The organism is Kaistia dalseonensis, assembly GCF_030814715.1.
Classification (GTDB): Bacteria; Pseudomonadota; Alphaproteobacteria; order Rhizobiales; family Kaistiaceae; genus Kaistia; species Kaistia dalseonensis.
Window position 1 is genome coordinate 14,770 of record NZ_JAUSVO010000003.1, and the last position, 16,206, is coordinate 30,975.

Annotated in this window: 19 protein-coding genes; 11 read left to right on the forward strand and 8 right to left on the reverse strand. The window is 65.1% G+C overall.

What is annotated here, in order from left to right; translation table 11 throughout:
• Window positions 1-20: 20 nt before the first annotated feature.
• From QO014_RS10410 to QO014_RS10425, 4 genes are all read left to right on the forward strand, one after another.
• A complete protein-coding gene (locus tag QO014_RS10410) occupies window positions 21-968 on the forward strand; it encodes a LysR family transcriptional regulator (protein WP_266348644.1) in 948 nt (315 codons plus the stop codon).
• A 241-nt stretch (window positions 969-1,209) separates the two neighbouring features.
• Window positions 1,210-1,695, forward strand: a complete 486-nt coding sequence (locus QO014_RS10415) for a YaiI/YqxD family protein (RefSeq protein WP_266348645.1) — start codon at window positions 1,210-1,212, stop codon at window positions 1,693-1,695.
• Between the two features lie 106 nt (window positions 1,696-1,801).
• The gene (locus QO014_RS10420; protein WP_266348646.1) at window positions 1,802-2,629 is read left to right on the forward strand and encodes a lytic murein transglycosylase; all 828 of its coding nucleotides are present in this window, start codon (window positions 1,802-1,804) and stop codon (window positions 2,627-2,629) included.
• A gap of 48 nt (window positions 2,630-2,677) precedes the next feature.
• Complete coding sequence (locus QO014_RS10425; protein ID WP_266348647.1) at window positions 2,678-3,931, forward strand: BaiN/RdsA family NAD(P)/FAD-dependent oxidoreductase; 1,254 nt, start codon at window positions 2,678-2,680, stop codon at window positions 3,929-3,931.
• A gap of 359 nt (window positions 3,932-4,290) precedes the next feature.
• On the opposite strand, the gene QO014_RS10430 is transcribed toward QO014_RS10425, so the two are convergent.
• From QO014_RS10430 to QO014_RS10445, 4 genes are all read right to left on the reverse strand, one after another.
• Window positions 4,291-5,643 carry an 8-oxoguanine deaminase gene (locus QO014_RS10430; protein ID WP_266348648.1) on the reverse strand — a complete coding sequence of 451 codons (1,353 nt, stop codon included), beginning with the start codon at window positions 5,641-5,643 and terminating at the stop codon, window positions 4,291-4,293.
• A gap of 209 nt (window positions 5,644-5,852) precedes the next feature.
• The gene (locus QO014_RS10435; protein ID WP_266348649.1) at window positions 5,853-6,236 is read right to left on the reverse strand and encodes a winged helix-turn-helix domain-containing protein; all 384 of its coding nucleotides are present in this window, start codon (window positions 6,234-6,236) and stop codon (window positions 5,853-5,855) included.
• Window positions 6,237-6,308: 72 nt separating this feature from the next.
• Window positions 6,309-7,304 (reverse strand): ABC transporter permease, encoded by a 996-nt coding sequence (locus QO014_RS10440; protein WP_266348650.1) that lies wholly within the window; start codon window positions 7,302-7,304, stop codon window positions 6,309-6,311.
• A gap of 28 nt (window positions 7,305-7,332) precedes the next feature.
• Entirely contained in the window at window positions 7,333-8,160 is an 828-nt protein-coding gene (locus QO014_RS10445) for an ATP-binding cassette domain-containing protein (protein WP_370877123.1), read from the reverse strand.
• Between the two features lie 448 nt (window positions 8,161-8,608).
• Between QO014_RS10445 and QO014_RS10450 the strand changes: the two genes are divergently transcribed.
• Together QO014_RS10450 and QO014_RS10455 are read left to right on the forward strand one after the other, a co-directional pair.
• A complete protein-coding gene (locus tag QO014_RS10450; protein WP_266348652.1) occupies window positions 8,609-9,601 on the forward strand; it encodes a substrate-binding domain-containing protein in 993 nt (330 codons plus the stop codon).
• 186 nt (window positions 9,602-9,787) lie between these two features.
• The gene (locus QO014_RS10455) at window positions 9,788-10,141 is read left to right on the forward strand and encodes a DMT family protein (protein ID WP_266348653.1); all 354 of its coding nucleotides are present in this window, start codon (window positions 9,788-9,790) and stop codon (window positions 10,139-10,141) included.
• A gap of 42 nt (window positions 10,142-10,183) precedes the next feature.
• Here the strand turns inward: QO014_RS10455 and QO014_RS10460 are convergent, their stop codons facing one another.
• On the reverse strand, window positions 10,184-10,441 hold the full coding sequence (locus tag QO014_RS10460) for a hypothetical protein (protein ID WP_266348654.1): 258 nt from the start codon (window positions 10,439-10,441) through the stop codon (window positions 10,184-10,186).
• A 266-nt stretch (window positions 10,442-10,707) separates the two neighbouring features.
• Window positions 10,708-11,328 (reverse strand): glutathione S-transferase family protein, encoded by a 621-nt coding sequence (locus QO014_RS10465; protein WP_266348655.1) that lies wholly within the window; start codon window positions 11,326-11,328, stop codon window positions 10,708-10,710.
• A 162-nt stretch (window positions 11,329-11,490) separates the two neighbouring features.
• Between QO014_RS10465 and modA the strand changes: the two genes are divergently transcribed.
• Genes modA through modC form a run of 5 tightly spaced genes read left to right on the forward strand, consistent with a single transcriptional unit; the run spans window position 11,491 to window position 14,827 of the window.
• Window positions 11,491-12,288 carry a molybdate ABC transporter substrate-binding protein gene (gene modA / locus QO014_RS10470; RefSeq protein ID WP_266348656.1) on the forward strand — a complete coding sequence of 266 codons (798 nt, stop codon included), beginning with the start codon at window positions 11,491-11,493 and terminating at the stop codon, window positions 12,286-12,288.
• Between the two features lie 4 nt (window positions 12,289-12,292).
• Window positions 12,293-12,499, forward strand: coding sequence for a TOBE domain-containing protein (locus QO014_RS10475; protein WP_266348657.1), 207 nt, complete (start codon window positions 12,293-12,295; stop codon window positions 12,497-12,499).
• Window positions 12,496-13,020: a molybdopterin-binding protein gene (locus tag QO014_RS10480; RefSeq protein ID WP_266348658.1), complete on the forward strand. Its 525-nt coding sequence runs from the start codon at window positions 12,496-12,498 to the stop codon at window positions 13,018-13,020. Before QO014_RS10475 ends, QO014_RS10480 begins: the two co-directional genes overlap by 4 nt.
• Before the next feature lie 47 nt (window positions 13,021-13,067).
• Window positions 13,068-13,763 carry a molybdate ABC transporter permease subunit gene (modB, locus tag QO014_RS10485; RefSeq protein ID WP_266348659.1) on the forward strand — a complete coding sequence of 232 codons (696 nt, stop codon included), beginning with the start codon at window positions 13,068-13,070 and terminating at the stop codon, window positions 13,761-13,763.
• Window positions 13,760-14,827, forward strand: coding sequence for a molybdenum ABC transporter ATP-binding protein (modC, locus tag QO014_RS10490; RefSeq protein ID WP_266348660.1), 1,068 nt, complete (start codon window positions 13,760-13,762; stop codon window positions 14,825-14,827). Before modB ends, modC begins: the two co-directional genes overlap by 4 nt.
• A 5-nt stretch (window positions 14,828-14,832) precedes the next feature.
• Here the strand turns inward: modC and QO014_RS10495 are convergent, their stop codons facing one another.
• Both QO014_RS10495 and QO014_RS10500 read right to left on the reverse strand, forming a co-directional pair.
• Window positions 14,833-15,165 (reverse strand): septal ring lytic transglycosylase RlpA family protein, encoded by a 333-nt coding sequence (locus QO014_RS10495; protein ID WP_266349297.1) that lies wholly within the window; start codon window positions 15,163-15,165, stop codon window positions 14,833-14,835.
• Window positions 15,166-15,402: 237 nt separating this feature from the next.
• Window positions 15,403-16,194: a DUF72 domain-containing protein gene (locus QO014_RS10500; RefSeq protein ID WP_266348661.1), complete on the reverse strand. Its 792-nt coding sequence runs from the start codon at window positions 16,192-16,194 to the stop codon at window positions 15,403-15,405.
• Between the last annotated feature and the right edge of the window lie 12 nt (window positions 16,195-16,206).

The window sequence follows — 16,206 nt, forward strand, 5'->3', positions numbered from 1 at the left end:
AAGAATGAACGCGGCAGCGCATGAACAATATCGACAGCATCATGGATTTCACGGTCTTCGTGCGCATCGTCGCCGAAGGCAGCCTCTCGGGCGCGGCGCGCAGCCTCTCCATGTCGCTCGCCGTGATCTCCAAGCGGCTGGCGCGGCTGGAAGACAGGCTGGGCGTGCGGCTGATCCATCGCACCACGCGCCGCCTCAGCCTCACCGAGGAAGGCCTCGCCTTCCATGAGCGTTGCGTGCGCATCCTCGCCGAGATCGAGGAGGCGCAGGAGATGGTCGCCAATCGCAGCCGCCACGCGACGGGGCTGCTGCGTGTCACCGCCTCGGCCGCCTTCGCCCGCCGGCAGCTCGCCCCGCGGCTCGGCCGTTTTCACGCGCTCTATCCCGATATTCGCGTCCAGATGATCGTGACCGACACGCTGCTCGACCTGGTCAAGGAAGGCATCGACGTGGCGATCCGCCAGGCGGCGCTCGCCGATTCGAGCCTGATGGTCCGCCGCCTCGCGCCGACCTGCCGCGTCATCTCCGCCGCACCGGCCTATATCGCGGCGCGCGGCGCGCCCGTCGTCCCCGCCGATCTCGTCCGGCATGATTGCATCATCTTCGGCGATCCGCCCGTCTCGGAGTGGACCTTCATGAGCGCGACGAACGATCCCGTCAGCGTGCGGATCGACGGCGTGCTGAGCACGAATGATGGCGAGGTCGCCCATGCCGCGGCACTGGCTGGCCTCGGCATCGTGCGCAAGACCTTCTGGGATGTGTCCGACGACATCGCAGCGGGAAGGCTGGTGCCGCTCCTGACCGATTATCCGATTCCCGCATTTCCGGTTCAGGCGGTCTACCCAACGGGCCGCCACCTTGCACCGAAGCTGCGCGTGTTTCTCGATTTCATGGTGGCGGAGATGAAGTCGGTCGAGCATGGACCGGCCGGGCCGGCACTCAACACGGCGCTCGACATGGCCGACTAAGCATCCCCCTTACGAATCAGGTGTGATTGTCCTATCCTGAGTGCGTCGTCAACAATCGAAAGGAGGTGATCCTGTGTCTCATTGTCGTTCGCCGCGTCTGTCGGGTCCAATGGTCCAGGTCTCTGCTTTTGTAGGGATTTGCGCCGCGTGACCGGCCTTTGCCAGGCCTTGTGTCTGGTCGCGATCTGACAATGGAAGGGTCGTCCGAGAGGGCGGCCCTTCTCATTTCCAGAGTTCCGATATGTCCCGTCCGATCCAGATCTACGTCGATGCCGATGCCTGCCCGGTCAAGGCCGAGGTCTACAAGGTTGCCGAGCGCCATCGCCTGCGCGTCTTCGTTGTCGCAAACAGTCCGATTGCGGTACCGCGTGATCCACTGATCGAGCGTGTCACGGTCCCCGGCGGCATGAACATCGCCGATGACTGGATCGCCGAGCGCGCGGTGCGCGGCGACATCGTCATCACCGCAGATGTCCCGCTCGCGGATCGCTGCGTCAAGACGGGCGCCGATGTCATCGGCCCCACGGGCAAGGCCTTCACCGAATCATCGATCGGCATGGCGCTCGCAACGCGCAATCTCCTGGAAGATCTGCGCTCCGCCGGCGCGATCACGGGCGGCCCGCGCCCCTTCTCGCCGCGTGACCGCTCCGCCTTCCTGTCGGCGCTCGATCTCGCCATCGTGCGGCTCAAGCGGGCCGGCTTCGGCCATGACAAGAATGTCACATGAAGTCTGCCTCAACCTCACAGTAACACTTGAGGCGTCATGATCGGCTTGCGGGCAACGCGCCCCCCGGCGTAGTGAAACGCGCCTCCCGCAGAGACAAGGGCTGATCATGAGACTGTCGATACTCCGCCTTCCGGCTCTTGCGCTCGGCCTGGCCCTCGCTGCAGGGCTCGGCCAAGCGAGTGCCGCAACTTGTGGCAAGAACCCGTCCGAGTTCCCCGCCTGGCTGCAGGACTTCAAGGCCGAGGCGGTCGCGAGCGGAATCTCGCAGCGCACGGTCAATGCAGCGCTCAACGGCGTGACTTATGATTCGCAAGTCATTCGGCTCGACCGCAACCAGAAACACTTCAAGCAGCCCTTCGAAGTCTATTCGAAGCGTGTCGTCTCTTCCGGTCGTGTAGCGCGCGGCAAGCAGCTCCTGAAGCAATATTCCAATGCGCTCGCTCGCATCGAGAAGGCCTATGGCGTTCCCGGCCCGATCCTGATCGCGATCTGGGGCATGGAGACGGATTTCGGCGCCGGCAGCGGCAACATGTCGACATTCCGCTCGCTCGCGACGCTGGCTTTCGATTGCCGCCGCACGGATTTCTTCCAGGAACAGCTGCTGGACGCGCTCAAGATCGTCGAGCGCGGCGACCTGCAGCCCGGCGACATGCGCGGCGCCTGGGCCGGCGAAATCGGCCAGACCCAGTTCATGGCCTCGTCCTATGTCCGCTTCGCGGTTGATTTCGATGGCGACGGCCATGCAGACCTGCGCCACAGCCCCGTCGACGTGCTGGCCTCGACCGCCAATTATCTCAAGGGCTATGGCTGGCAGCGCGGCGGCAGCTGGGAAGAAGGCTCGGCCAATTTCAACGTGCTGCGGCAGTGGAACAAGGCCGAAGTCTACGCCAAGAGCGCGGCGCTCTTCGCCGACAAGCTCGTCGGCAAGCAATAATCCGGCAGGCCTTGCGGTCGCCGCGGTTTCGACCGACAAACCGCGGCGATGAACACGGATATTCCCCCCGCGCTGAAAAGCGTCACCATCATCGGCGCCGGCCCGGCCGGGTTGATCGCCGCCGAGCGGCTGGCCATGGCCGGCTTTGCCGTGACGGTCCATGACCGCATGCCTTCCGTCGGGCGCAAGCTGCTCATGGCGGGTCGCGGCGGCCTGAACCTGACCCATAGCGAGCCGATCGAGACGTTCCTGGCGCGCTATGGCGAGAGCGCCGCGCGTCTGGCGTCGCTCATCGCAGCCTTTCCGCCTGAGGCGTTGCGGCAATGGTCCGAGGCGCTCGGCGAGCCGACCTTTGTCGGATCGAGCGGCCGCGTCTTTCCGCGCTCGCTCAAGGCCTCTCCCCTCCTCCGCGCCTGGCTGCGCCGGCTGGATACCGTCGGCGTCCGATTCGCGCTCCGCCAGGACTGGCGCGGCTTCGATGCCTATGGCGCCAACGTCTTTGCGCTCCCCGATGGCGAGATGACCGCCGTGAAATCCGGTGCGACCTTGCTGGCTCTGGGCGGCGCGAGCTGGCCGCGCCTTGGCTCGAACGGCGCATGGGCGTCGATCCTCTCCGATCGCGGCGTGGCGATCACGCCGCTGCGGCCGGCTAATGTCGGCTTTCGCGCGGCCTGGTCGCCCATGTTCCGCGAGCGCTTTGCCGGGACGCCGCTGAAGACGATCACGCTCGGCTTCGAGGGACAGACCATTCGGGGCGAAGCGCTGATCACGCAATATGGCATCGAGGGCGGCGCGATCTATGCGCTGTCGGCGCCACTGCGCGAGGCGATCGCGCGCGCGGGCTCGGCGCGCCTCGTCATCGATCTCTGTCCGCAACGCTCGCAAGCCGAACTGGCGCAGCGGATCGCGGCCCAGAAACCTGGCCAATCGCTCGCCAATCTCCTGCGCAAGGCGGCCGCCCTGCCCCCGGTCGCGATCAACCTGCTGCGCGAAACCGCAGGCCAGCCCTTGCCGCGCGACGCGGACTCCCTCGCCGGCCTGATCAAGGCCGCCCCATTGGTCCTGACCGGCATTGAGGGCCTGGAGCGGGCGATCTCGACGGCGGGCGGCGTCTCATGGGATGCGCTGGACGAGCACATGATGCTGAAGGCGCTGCCCGGCGTGTTCGTCGCCGGCGAAATGATCGACTGGGAAGCGCCCACCGGCGGCTATCTGCTGCAGGCAAGCTTCGCCACCGGCGTGGCAGCGGCCGAGGGGATCGCGGCATGGCTGGGCGCGGAAATGCCGGCCACGCCGCGCTGAAGCACCTCATCTGTTGATTGAACCATCGGCCCACTCAGGCCGTCATCCCCGCGAAAGCGGGGACCCATTCAGCCTGATCCGCCGGACGTGCGAACCAATCATTTTCACGGCTGGATGGGTCCCGGGTCTCCGCTGCGCTTCGCCCGGGATGACGGAGCGGTTCTTCAGATCGGTTGCAGCCTAAATCCCCCATCAGGCGAAAGGCACTTCGTTCTTTCCCTCTCCCGCTTGCGGGGGAGGGTCAGGGAGGGGGCCCAAGCGCCGAGACCGGTGAAGACGAGCCCCCTCTCCGGCTCTCCCCCGCTCTCGCGGGAGAGAGGGAAGGCCGGGCCTGCGCCAGCATCGGGACATGAGCCGCCTTAGGCGGAAAGACCCTGCATGCGCCTTGCATGGACGGCATGCTCGCGCAGCACGTCGCCAAGCGCCGCCGCGACCGGGCGACTGTCCTCGACGAGCACCGCGCCATTGACGATCGTCGTGCCGGCGACCGCCGGGCCGCAGCGCAGCCAGGCTTCGACGGGATCGCTATGCGCCCCCGCGAGCGCGACATCCGTCATCGACCAGACGACCAGATCGGCGCAGGCGCCCGGCCGCAAATGGCCGATTTCGTCGTCCCAGCCGAGACAGGCCGCGCCACCGCGCGTGGCGATATCGAGCGCGTCGCGCGCCGACATCGATTGCGGGCCGTTCCGATAGCGGCCGAGCAACATGGCCATGCGCGCCTCCAGCCACATGGAGGCATGGTCCGTCGAGGCCGATCCGTCGCAGCCGAGCCCGACCTGCATGCCGCGCGCCCGCAGATGCATCGCATCGGCGGAACCGCCGCCGATCATCATGTTCGAGCAGGGACATTGCACGGCGCAGACGCCGGCATGGGCGAGCCGACCGATTTCCGCCTCGCTCGGATAGATGTAATGCGCGACCCAGGCGCGCTTGCCGGCCCATCCGACGCGCTCGAGATATTCGGTCGGCGTACAGCCATAGACTTCGGCGCTGTAGACGTCCTCGTCATGATCCTCGGCAAGGTGCGTGTGCAGCCGCAGATCATATTGCTCGGCCAGCCTGGCCGATTCCGACATGATGCGTTCCGTGACCGAGAACAGTGAGCAAGGCGCCAGCGCCACGCGCGTCATCGCGCCAGCCGCAGCGTCATGATAGGCCTCGACCAGTCGAACGCTGTCCTCGAGGATCGCATCCTCGCTCTGCACGACAGAAGCGGGCGGCAGGCCGCCATCCTCCACCGAGCGCGTCATGGAACCGCGCGTCGCCAGAAAGCGGAAGCCGAGGTCGCGGCCGGCGCGGATCTGGGCGTCAATCAGGCGCGGCTTCGGATGGACATACATGTGGTCCATCGAGGTGGTGCAGCCGCCCAGCAGCAATTCGACCATGGCGACATAGGTCGAGGCATAGACGGAGTCCTCCGTGAGCCCGGCCCAGAGCGGATAGAGCCCGGTCAGCCACTGGAACAGCGAGCCATTGGTCACCGGCGCATAGGCGCGGGTGAGATTCTGGTACATGTGATGATGGGCGTTGATCAGCCCCGGCGTCACCAGCTTGCCGCCGGCATCGACGGTGCGCGCGGCCGAAGGTTCCTCGCCGGCCTTGCCGACGGAATGGACCCGGCGGTCCTTGATGGCGACCCAGCCGGCAGGGATCTCCCAACCGCGATCGACATAGACATAGGCATTGCTGACAAGCAGATCGACGAGCATTCGAAACCCTCCTGATGGTCGTCATGAAACCCGGCGAAGCCGCGTATCGGCCTCGTCGCGCCATGATCCCTGTCCCAGGAGTTGCGAAGTCCGGATCGTCATCGGCCATCGGCCGAACGGGTCATTTCCGTGTCGCGCGGCATTCACCAGCACGAGCAGCTTATTGAGAGCAGGAGAGAGGCATGCCTGTCAATGGAGCAGAGCGAGGCTCAGGCCTCGTCCGCGCTCGCTGGCCCGGTCGCGAGATATCCATGCAGTTCCGCGAGGCCGGATGCGATCGCGGCATTGGCCTCCGCCTCCATCGCGCGATACCGCGCCAGCACCTGCCGACCAGTCTCGGTCAGGCGCGCCGAACCGCCGCCGCCGGAGCCGCCCTTCTCGGTTTCGACGAGCGGCGCGCGAAAGGCCTGGTTCATTTCCCGCACCAGCGTCCATACGCGCTTGCCGCTCATGCCGAGCTTCGTTCCGGCGGCCACGAGCGATCCGGTCGCGACGATCGCCTCGAGCAGATCCGCCTTGCCGGGGCCAAAGGCGAAGCCCGGTTTCAGCACGATGCGGAAGCGCAGGCCTTCGGTCTGGTTGGGGACGCGCATGATGATGACGGCTCGCGGAATCGACGGGCCGCCATATTGCGAAAAGCCGGCCCGTCCGTCGATGCCGTTTCGCTATTCCTGCTGGCGCAGGCTGCGGATGCGGTCGAACATCACCGCGATGATGATGAAGGTTCCGACGAAGGCGAGTTGCCAGAAGGTCGAGATGCCGAGCAGGATCAGGCTGTTGCGGATGACCTCGATCAGCGCGGAGCCGACGACGGCGCCGAAGGCCGTGCCCACGCCACCGGCCAGATTGGCGCCGCCGATGACGACCGCCGCGATGACCGAGAGCTCCATGCCCTGCCCGAGATTGGTGGTGACGCCGCCGAGCCAGCCGACTTCGAGAATGCCGGCGATGCCGGCGGTCAGCGCCGAGATGATGTAGACGATCACCTTGATGCGCTTGACGGGAACGCCGGTCAGCGTCGCCGCGTGCTCATTGCCGCCGATCGCGAAGATGTGGCGGCCGAAGCGTGTCCAGCGGAAGACGAAGCCCGTGATCAGCGCCAGGACCACGAGGACGATCACCGGATTGGCGATGCCGAGCGTCGTGCCGCCGCCGAGCCAAAGCAGAATGTCCTGATCGGGCCCGAACTGGTAGACCATCTTGTTGTTGGAGGTGACCATGGCGAGGCTGCGCGCGATCGACAGCATGCCGAGCGTCACCACAAAGGGCGGCATGCCCATATAGGCGATGAGCAATCCGTTCACGAGGCCGACGGCGAGCGAGGCGGCGATGGCCGCCCCCGCGCCGACCCAGATCGGATAGCCCGCGCTCATCGTCATGCCGCAGATGATCGCCGCGAGGCAGAGCGTCGAGCCGACCGAAAGGTCGATACCGCCCGTCACGATGACCACGGTCATGCCGAGCGCGATGATGCCGACAAAGGCGAAATTGCGCGTGACGTTGAAGAGGTTCTTCTGCGTCGCAAAGGTGTCGGTCATGACCGAAAGAACGAGACAGGCGAGCACCACGGCCATGAAGACCCAGAAGGTCTGCCGTGAGAACAGCCAGGAAAGGCTGCTGTGCGTCTGTCGGTTGATCGTGTCGTCGAGCGAAACGGTCATTAGCTGAATTCCTCCCCTCGTTCCGCTCTCAGGCGCGTTCGATCGCGCCGGTAATCAGGCCCGTAACTTCCTCCGGCGAGCTGTCGGCGACGCGCTTGTCCGCCACCTTGGTGCCACGCCGCAGCACCACCAGACGGTCGCAGACCGCGAAGACGTCGGGCATGCGGTGGCTGATCAGCACGACGGCGATGCCCTGGTCCTTGAGCCGGTGGATGAGGTTCAGCACCTCGGCGACCTGGCGCACCGAGATCGCGGCGGTCGGCTCGTCCATCAGCACGATCTTGGCGTCGGAGAGCCGCGTGCGCGCGATCGCGACGGCCTGCCGCTGGCCGCCCGACATCTGCTTGACTAGATCGCGCGGGCGCGTCTCCGACTTCAGCTCCTTGAACAGTTCGCCGGCGCGCTTGTACATCGCCGCATAGTCGAGAATGCTGATCGGGCCGAAGCCCTTGCGGATTTCTCGGCCGAGGAAGACGTTGGCCGCCGCCGTCAGATTGTTGCAGAGCGCGAGGTCCTGGTAGACGACCTCGATGCCATTGTCCCGCGCCTCGATCGGCTTGTGGAAATGCACCTCGCGATTGTCGATCCGGATCGTTCCATGCGAGGGCCGGAAATTACCGGCCATGATCTTGACCAGCGTCGACTTGCCGGCGCCGTTATCGCCCATCAGGCCGACGACACCGCCGGCCTCCAGTTCCAGCGAAACGTCGTTCAACGCCTGGATGGCGCCGAAATGCTTGGATATGCCGCTGAGTTCCAGGACTGGCACCCGGCTCTCCTCCCTGCGTCGCCCGGTTTTCCGGTGCGTTTTCCCCTCCGCCAGCACCTTGCGGCGCCGACACCTCGTTTCACCCATTAGTCGGACGTATTGGCTTCGTCAACGCGAACGTCTGGGCCCGGCACGAATCGATGATTTGAATCGAAACAACGCTCGGCGGCATCAAGTTTCAGCGCGCCATATCTATTTCGGCAATTGTGTATTTTAGTTCCACCAAAAATACCGTTGTTCTAGAAATATTGCGGCGCAACATAATGAAAACGCAATGCAACAACATCGTTTTCATCGGACCAATGCGATTGACTTTCACCTGTTTCGGTTTTTAGGTGTTGGCCGTTCGCGACCCGCATCGCGCGTAGGTCAGGGAGGGGAGGCCCGGACTGGCCGGGATGCGGGGCGCGAGCACGAAAACGCTTGATCGCGAAATTCGGGACCCAACCCGGGGTGCGACGAGCGCAATGAATGGGCCAGCTTCATCCAGAGGGCATGGTCCATCGCATTTCGTACAATGTCTCGGGAGGAGACCATGAAGAAAGCACTCGCGATACTGTCGTTCGCCGCGACCGCGCTCACGCTGTCGATCGGCGCCGCTTCCGCTGAAGACAAGGTGCTCGCAATCGTCGTGAAGGGCCTCGACAATCCCTTCTTCGAGGAGATCCACAAGGGTTGCGAGAAGTGGAACGCCGAGAACAAGGGCAAGGGCTATACCTGCCTTTATACCGGCCCCGCCTCCAGCAATGACGAAGCCGGCGAAGTCCAGATCGTGGACGACCTTCTGACGAAGGGCGTGGCCGCGATGGCAATCTCGCCGTCCAATGCTCCGGCCATGGCGAACTTGCTCAAGACGCGCAAGCCCACCATTCCGATCATGACGACCGACGCCGACCTGAACAAGGAAGACGCCGCTCTGCGCAAGGCCTATCTCGGCACCGACAATTACCTGATGGGCGTCCAGATGGGCGAGCAGCTCCAGAAGCTGAAGCCGAAGGGCGGCACGGTCTGCCTCCAGCTCGGCAATGTGGCGGCGGCCAACATCGCCGCACGCGCCGCCGGTGTCCGCGATACGCTCGCCGGCGCCAAGGATGTCGCATCGCTGACCGGCCAGAATGGCTGGACGGAGCCGGCCGGTTGCCCGCTCTTCACCAATGACCAGATCGATCTGGCGAACCAGCAGATGACGGACACCTTCACCGCCAATCCGAAGCTCGACGCCTTCGTGCTCGTCGGCGGCTGGGCGCAGTTCGCCCCGCAGGCCTATGCCCAGGTCACCGACCAGGTCATGGACCGCCTGAAGAGCAAGGACCTCGTGATCATCGCCGGCGACACGCTGCCGCCGCAGATGGACGCGCTGAAGGCCGGCCGCAGCCACGCCCAGATCGGCCAGCGGCCGTTCGAGATGGGCTACAAGGCGCCCGACATCATGATCAAGCTGATCAATGGCGAGAAGGTCGACGAGATCCAGTTCACGGGCCTCGACACCTGCCTGCCCGACAATGCCGATAGCTGCCTGGCAAAATAACAACCACAAATCCGGGTTGCAGACCTCGGGGCGCTTCGGCGCCCCTTTTCTTTGGCCGGTCACCAACCTTTGAAGGAACGAAGCGACGCGCACGCCTCTTTAAGCCGGACCGAAACATGGCCGCGCTTGACCGCGGCCGGCGGCGCTGCACATTGGCGGCAGTTATTCCGAAAGAGGCCTTCCCGAATGCCCAATCTGCTTTCCCCGGTAATCGCGCCGGTGCTGCTCCTCATCGCCTCGAACGTCTTCATGACGACGGCGTGGTACTGGCACCTGAAATTCGCGACGACCTCGCTCTGGAAGGTCATCCTGATCAGCTGGGTGATCGCGCTGTTTGAATATTGCCTTGCGGTGCCGGCGAACCGGATCGGGCATCAGGTCTATTCGGCGGCCCAGCTCAAGACGATGCAGGAGGTGATCACCCTCGTCGTCTTCGCCATTTTCTCGGCGCTCTATCTGAAGGAACCGCTCGGCTGGAACCACCTGGTCGGGTTCACGCTGATCGCGGGCGGGGCGGCCTTCATCTTCCACAAGTTCTGATCGACCGCGGCGCGGCGGCCGAGAGCCGGGCGGCGTGAACGATCAGCCGTTCACGTCGACCAGCGTGATGCGCGGCAGCATCCGGTCGGCCAGCGAGCTCTGCGGCTCGCCGGTCATCTTGGCCTGCTGGGTGCGAATGCCGTCCGCATCGATCACGGTGCCGCCGGCAATGCCGCCAAATGTATGGACCACGGCGATCGCGACGATCACCGCCGCATAGGCCGCCATCCAGACATAAAACAGTCGGCGGGCGGCGGTCTCTCGGCGTGGGCTAGCGCGGTGGAATGTATCGTTGGTCATCTGTTCGTTCCCCATCTCGTCTGTTCGACCACGCCATTCAGAGCGCCAAGTGAGGCCTCCATTCGGAGGCATTGTGACCGTCGACGACAGATATCGTGTTCAAATTAAGGCAGTTAAGCAGAGGTTAAAAAGCCTTGCCGGAGCTTAACCTTAGCCAGAAAAGCTGAAGCGGTCTGTGATGCCGGTCACTTGGCCGGCGACAGCGGAACGCCGCCGGCGAAGACGCACCTTCCCGGCTGCAACAGGCCTCGGTGGATAGCCGCCGATCAGGGGCGCCAGTCGAGCCCGACATGGCGCGGACGGGCCGCGACGCGGGCGAGCCAGGCGCTGACGGCGGGATAGCGGGCGAGATCGTAATCCGCCTCCCCGGCCACATGCGTATAGGCATAGAGCGCGATATCGGCGATCGAGAAGGACGGGCCGGCGAAGAAATCGCTCGCCTTGAGCCGATCCTCCATGATCGAGAGGACGCGATTGCCTTTCTCGCGCCATTCCTCGATCCGGTGCGCCATGGTCTCGCGCCCGCCGGGAATATAATGCAGCCAGTTGCGGGCGACCGCGATCACCGGCTCGTGGCTGTACTGCTCGAAGAACAGCCACTGATAGCAGAGCGCACGCTCATAGCGGTCGACCGGAATGAGATCGCTGCCCTCGGCCAGATGCAGGAGCATGGCGTTCGATTCGGAGAGCGGGCGGCCATCCGGCAGGATGAGCAGCGGCACCTGCGCATTGGGATTGAGCGCCAGGAAATCCGGCGACGTCGTCTGGCCGCTGCCCTTCCGGAAATCGACGATCTCGAAGGGAATGCCGAGTTCGTGCATCGCCAAGCGGGGCTTGTAGCAATTGCCCGAGAACTGCATCGAATAGAGCGTGTGGATGGCGGCCATGATCATGTTCCCCTGCAACCTGCAGGCTAGCCGACGCGCGGCGCCCACGTCCAATTCCAAAACGTTCTGTATCGATCAATCTCGGCAATGAATGACCGGCGGCAATTGATCATCTCGATATTTCCATGCAGAAATATCGATGACAGAGCCAAGGAGAATTCCATGTCGATCAACCGCCTTCGTCGCGGCCTCGTGCTGCTCGGCAGCCTCGCCTTCCTGACGACGCCGCTCGGCGCGACGCTGGCACACGCGGCCGACGTCACCGTCTTTGCCGCGGCGAGCCTCAAGAATGCACTCGACAATGCCGCCGGCCTCTACAAGGAGAAGACCGGCAAGGGCGTCGCGATCAGCTATGCGGCCTCCTCCAACCTCGCCAAGCAGATCGAGGCCGGCGCACCGGCCGACATCTTCTTCTCCGCCGATCTCGACTGGATGGACTATCTCGCCAAGAAGGACCTGATCGATCCGGCGACCCGCGTCACGCTGCTCGGCAATACGCTCGTGCTGGTCGCGCCGGTCGATTCGACCGCCTCGCTCACCATCGCCAAGGACTTCCCGCTCGCCGCCGCCCTCGGTACCGACGGCAAGCTTGCCATGGGCAGCGTCGCCTCGGTCCCCGCCGGCAAGTATGGCAAGGCGGCGTTGACCGCGCTCGGCGTGTGGCCCGCGGTCGAATCGCATGTCGCGCAGGCCGATAATGTCCGCGCCGCGCTCGCCTTCGTCGCCAAGGGCGAGGCGCCGTTCGGCATCGTCTACGGCACCGACGCGAAGTCGGAGAAGGGCGTGAAGGTCGTGGGCACCTTCCCCGAAGACAGCCATCCGCCGATCGTCTATCCGATCGCCAAGGTTGCCGCCTCGGCCAATCCGGATGCCAAGGCGTTCCTCGATTTCCTGCTTTCGCCGGAGGCCAGGCCGAGCTTTGAGGCCCAGGGTTTCACGATCCTCGGCGCCAAGGGCTGAGGCCGTGAAGCTCAGCGCACGCAACCAGATCCCCGGCACGATCGTCGCGGTCGAAAAAGGCCAGACCACGGCCGGCGTGAAGATCGATGTCGGCCACGGCATCATCATCACCTCCTCGATCACCAATGAGGCGGTCGACGATCTCGGCCTCGCGGTTGGCGATACCGCGACCGCGATCATCAAGGCCTCCGATGTGATCGTGGGCAAATGACCCGCGCACACCTCCGCGTCGCCGCGCTGGCGCTCACGCTCGCCTTTGGCGGCCTTGTTCGCGCGTTCGCCGGCGAAGCCGCCACGGCCGCTCAGGACGCCGTCGCGGCGGATGTCGTGGTGCTCGGCGGTGCCGTCGCCAAGCCGATCGAGCTCACGGAGGCCGCCCTGCGCGGCCTCCCGCGAACCGAGATCGACATCGCGTTCGAGACGAGCAAGGGTCGAGAGAGCGCCCGCTATGCCGGCGCGCTGCTCTGGCCGCTGCTGCAGAGCGCCGGTCTCGCCGATGCGAGCGGCAAGAACCCGGGCCTCCGCCACACGCTGATGATCACGGGCCGCGACGGCTATGTCGTTGCCCTCGCCTTCGGCGAACTCGATCCGCATTTCGAAGGCAAGTCCGTCATCCTCGCCTATGAGGGCGGCACGCCGCCTGCCTCGTTCCGGAACCTCCAGCTCGTCGTGCCGGGCGACGCTCATGGCGGCCGGAGCGTCAAGGACATTGCGCGCATCGACGTGCGCTAGGGCCACGCCCTAACATGACCCGCCGCCACCCGAACGAATCGGATCGCATGAATCTCGATTTCACGCCCGACGAGTTGAACGCGATCAGCTTGAGCCTGAAGGTTTCGATCGTCGCGACACTGGCGAGCCTGCCCTTCGGCGTTGCGATGGCGCTGCTGCTCGCGCGTGGCCGCTTCTGGGGCCGCACGCTGCTCGACGGCATCGTGCATCTGCCGCTCGTCATGCCGCCAGTCGTGACCGGCTATCTGCTGCTGCTGACCTTCGGCCGCAAGGGACCGATCGGTGCCTTTCTCGACCAGAATTTCGGCATCGTCTTCGCCTTTCGCTGGACCGGCGCGGCGCTCGCCTGCGCGGTGATGGGCTTTCCGCTGATGGTGCGCGCCGTCCGCCTCTCGATCGAAGCAGTCGATCGCCGGCTCGAGCAGGCAGCCGAGACGCTCGGGGCGGGCCACGCCGTCGTTTTCCTGACCATCACGCTGCCGCTGATCCTGCCGGGCATATTGGCGGGGTTCGTGCTCTCCTTTGCCCGCGCGCTCGGCGAATTCGGCGCGACGATCACATTCGTCTCCAATATTCCGGGCGAGACCCAGACCATCCCCTCCGCCATCTATGCGCTGATCCAGACGCCCGACGGCGATGCGGCAGCATTGCGATTGACGGCGATCTCGATCCTGATCGCGCTCGCCGCGCTGATCGTCTCGGAATTGATCGCGCGCCGCTTCTCCAGGGAGGCGGCGCTGTGACGCTGTCAATCGCAGTCCGGCGCCGGCTCGGCAATTTCGCGCTCGATGTCTCCTTCGAGGCGGGCGACGGCATCACCGTGCTCTTCGGTCGCTCCGGTTCCGGCAAGACGACGCTGGTCAATCTGATCGCAGGGCTGGCACGGCCGGATCATGGCCGCATCGCGATCGGCGATCATGTGCTGGTCGATACCGAGCGCGGCATCTTCCTGCCGCCCCCTGCCCGCCGCATCGGCTATGTCTTCCAGGAAGGCCGGCTCTTTCCGCACCTCTCCGTCCGCTCCAACCTGCTCTACGGCCGCTGGCTGACGCCGCGCGCCGCGCGCTGGGGCAGGCTCGAGGATGTCGTCGAGCTGCTCGCGATCGGCTCTCTGCTGGGGCGTCGGCCGCGCGATCTCTCCGGCGGCGAGAAGCAGCGCGTCGCGATCGGCCGCGCCCTGCTCGCAAGCCCGCAATGTCTGCTGATGGACGAACCGCTCGCAGCACTCGACCGCGAGCGCAAGGCGGAGATCCTGCCCTTCATCGAGCGGCTGCGCGATGAAATGAAGCTCCCGATCGTCTATGTGAGCCATGCGGTCGAGGAGGTCGCGCGGCTGGCCGACACGGTCGTGCTGATTGATGGCGGCCGCGTCGCGGCGATCGGCCCCGTCGGGCAGGTCTTCGCGCATCTCGATGGTGCGGGCGACTGGGATGTCGGCGCGGTGCTCACGGCGCGGATCGTGGAACAGGACGAGGCCGGCGGCGTGACGCGGCTCGATCATCCGGCGGGCCGCCTCACCGTCCAGAAGATCACGGGGCAGATCGGCGACGCGGTGCGGGTCAGGATCCGCGACCGCGACGTGACGCTCGCCATCGGCGAACCTGGCCGCCTTTCGGTCCGCAACCGCCTCGCCGGAACAATCGTGGCGCTGGACGAGAAGCCCGGCCATGACGTCGCCGTGCGGCTGGATCTCGCCGGGGCGCCGATGATCGCCCGCGTGACGCGCGAGGCGGCTGATGAGCTGGGTCTCAGATCCGGCCTTCCGGTGACCGCGCTGATCAAGGCCGTCGCGCTGGACGGCCGCTGATCGGATCAGGCCGGACAGGCGCCGCGCAGTTCCTTGCCGTCGGCGACGATGCGAACCTTGGCCGTGCCGCTGCTCATCATGCCCAGCTGCTGCGCCGCAGCCCGGGAGACATCGATCACGCGACCGCCGACAAACGGTCCGCGATCATTGATGCGGACCACGACATACTTGCCATTCTTGAGATTTTCGACCCGGACGCGGGTCCCGAAGGGAAGAGAACGATGGGCTGCCGTGAGGGCGCCCGGATTGTTGCGCTCGCCGCTCGCGGTCCGTCCGCCGAGCTTGTACCACGATGCCCTCCCGCATTGCGTGCCGGCCTCGGCCGGCTTCGTACCCACGGAATAGACCGCGCCGGCGGCCGTGAACGCGACCGCGAGGGCCGCATAACGAAACTTGGAACTCACCCCGGATCTCTCCGTTATCGCGCTCGCTGGCGCGGACCACACCCATTCATGAAACAACCTTGGCTTCGTTGTTAATCGTTAGGGTGAAAAGGGGCGAGATTTGGGCGGAGGATTGTTCACTATTTCGCAACGAATTCGGGAGGCGGAAAGGCCTCCCGCACACCGCGAAAATTAGGCGGCTTTGATTCTCTCGATCAGCGCCATTGCGGCGAAGGGCGCCTTGGGCTTGAAGCCATTGATCATATAGACGAACACGTCACGCGGCACTTCAGCCTTCGGCGCCTCAGTAAGCAACGGCAGGTTGTCCGCAACGCCACCCCTGCGCCAGGCCTGGGCACGCTCGTGCCAGAGGTCGAGCGCGTCTTCCGAATAGCCGTTCTCGTGCTCTTCGCCCGCATCCATCAGCCGGGCATAGACGAAATCCGCCGTCTGATCGGCAATCTGGGGGAACTTCGCGGAATCGGCCGTGATGATCGCGACGCCATATTGGCGGGCCAGGGCCACGAATTCCGGCACCTGGAAACTCTCGTGCCGAACCTCGACGGCGTGGCGAAGCCGCCGGCCGTCGACCGACTTCGGCAGCAGCGCCAGGAAGGCCTCGAAATCCGCGGGATCGAACTTCTTGGTGTCCATGAACTGCCAGTTGATCGGCCCGAGCTTGTCGCCGAGTTCCGTGATCCCGCTGGTGACAAAGCGCTCGATGGACTCCCCCGCCTCGGCGAGGACGCGCCGGTTGGTCGTGAAGCGCGAGCCCTTCAGCGCGAAGACGAAGCCGTCCGGCGTCTCATCGGCCCATTTGCGGAAACTCTCCGGTTTTTGCGAGCCGTAATAGGTTCCATTGATCTCGATCGATGTAAGCTTGCTGCTCGCATGCGAAAGTTCGCGCTTCTGAGGCAATCCGGCGGGATAGAAGCCGCCGCGCCAAGGTTCGAAGACCCAACCACCAATGCCGACCCTGATCATGTCACTCTCCCC

Coding starts and splice junctions, on each gene's coding strand:
- QO014_RS10410 (WP_266348644.1), top strand. CDS start 21: ATGAACAATATCGACAGCATCATGGATTTCACGGTCTTCGTGCGCATC.
- QO014_RS10415 (WP_266348645.1), top strand. CDS start 1,210: ATGTCCCGTCCGATCCAGATCTACGTCGATGCCGATGCCTGCCCGGTC.
- QO014_RS10420 (WP_266348646.1), top strand. CDS start 1,802: ATGAGACTGTCGATACTCCGCCTTCCGGCTCTTGCGCTCGGCCTGGCC.
- QO014_RS10425 (WP_266348647.1), top strand. CDS start 2,678: ATGAACACGGATATTCCCCCCGCGCTGAAAAGCGTCACCATCATCGGC.
- QO014_RS10430 (WP_266348648.1), bottom strand. CDS start 5,643: ATGCTCGTCGATCTGCTTGTCAGCAATGCCTATGTCTATGTCGATCGC.
- QO014_RS10435 (WP_266348649.1), bottom strand. CDS start 6,236: ATGCGCGTCCCCAACCAGACCGAAGGCCTGCGCTTCCGCATCGTGCTG.
- QO014_RS10440 (WP_266348650.1), bottom strand. CDS start 7,304: ATGACCGTTTCGCTCGACGACACGATCAACCGACAGACGCACAGCAGC.
- QO014_RS10445 (WP_370877123.1), bottom strand. CDS start 8,160: ATGGGTGAAACGAGGTGTCGGCGCCGCAAGGTGCTGGCGGAGGGGAAA.
- QO014_RS10450 (WP_266348652.1), top strand. CDS start 8,609: ATGAAGAAAGCACTCGCGATACTGTCGTTCGCCGCGACCGCGCTCACG.
- QO014_RS10455 (WP_266348653.1), top strand. CDS start 9,788: ATGCCCAATCTGCTTTCCCCGGTAATCGCGCCGGTGCTGCTCCTCATC.
- QO014_RS10460 (WP_266348654.1), bottom strand. CDS start 10,441: ATGACCAACGATACATTCCACCGCGCTAGCCCACGCCGAGAGACCGCC.
- QO014_RS10465 (WP_266348655.1), bottom strand. CDS start 11,328: ATGGCCGCCATCCACACGCTCTATTCGATGCAGTTCTCGGGCAATTGC.
- modA (WP_266348656.1), top strand. CDS start 11,491: ATGTCGATCAACCGCCTTCGTCGCGGCCTCGTGCTGCTCGGCAGCCTC.
- QO014_RS10480 (WP_266348658.1), top strand. CDS start 12,496: ATGACCCGCGCACACCTCCGCGTCGCCGCGCTGGCGCTCACGCTCGCC.
- modB (WP_266348659.1), top strand. CDS start 13,068: ATGAATCTCGATTTCACGCCCGACGAGTTGAACGCGATCAGCTTGAGC.
- QO014_RS10500 (WP_266348661.1), bottom strand. CDS start 16,194: ATGATCAGGGTCGGCATTGGTGGTTGGGTCTTCGAACCTTGGCGCGGC.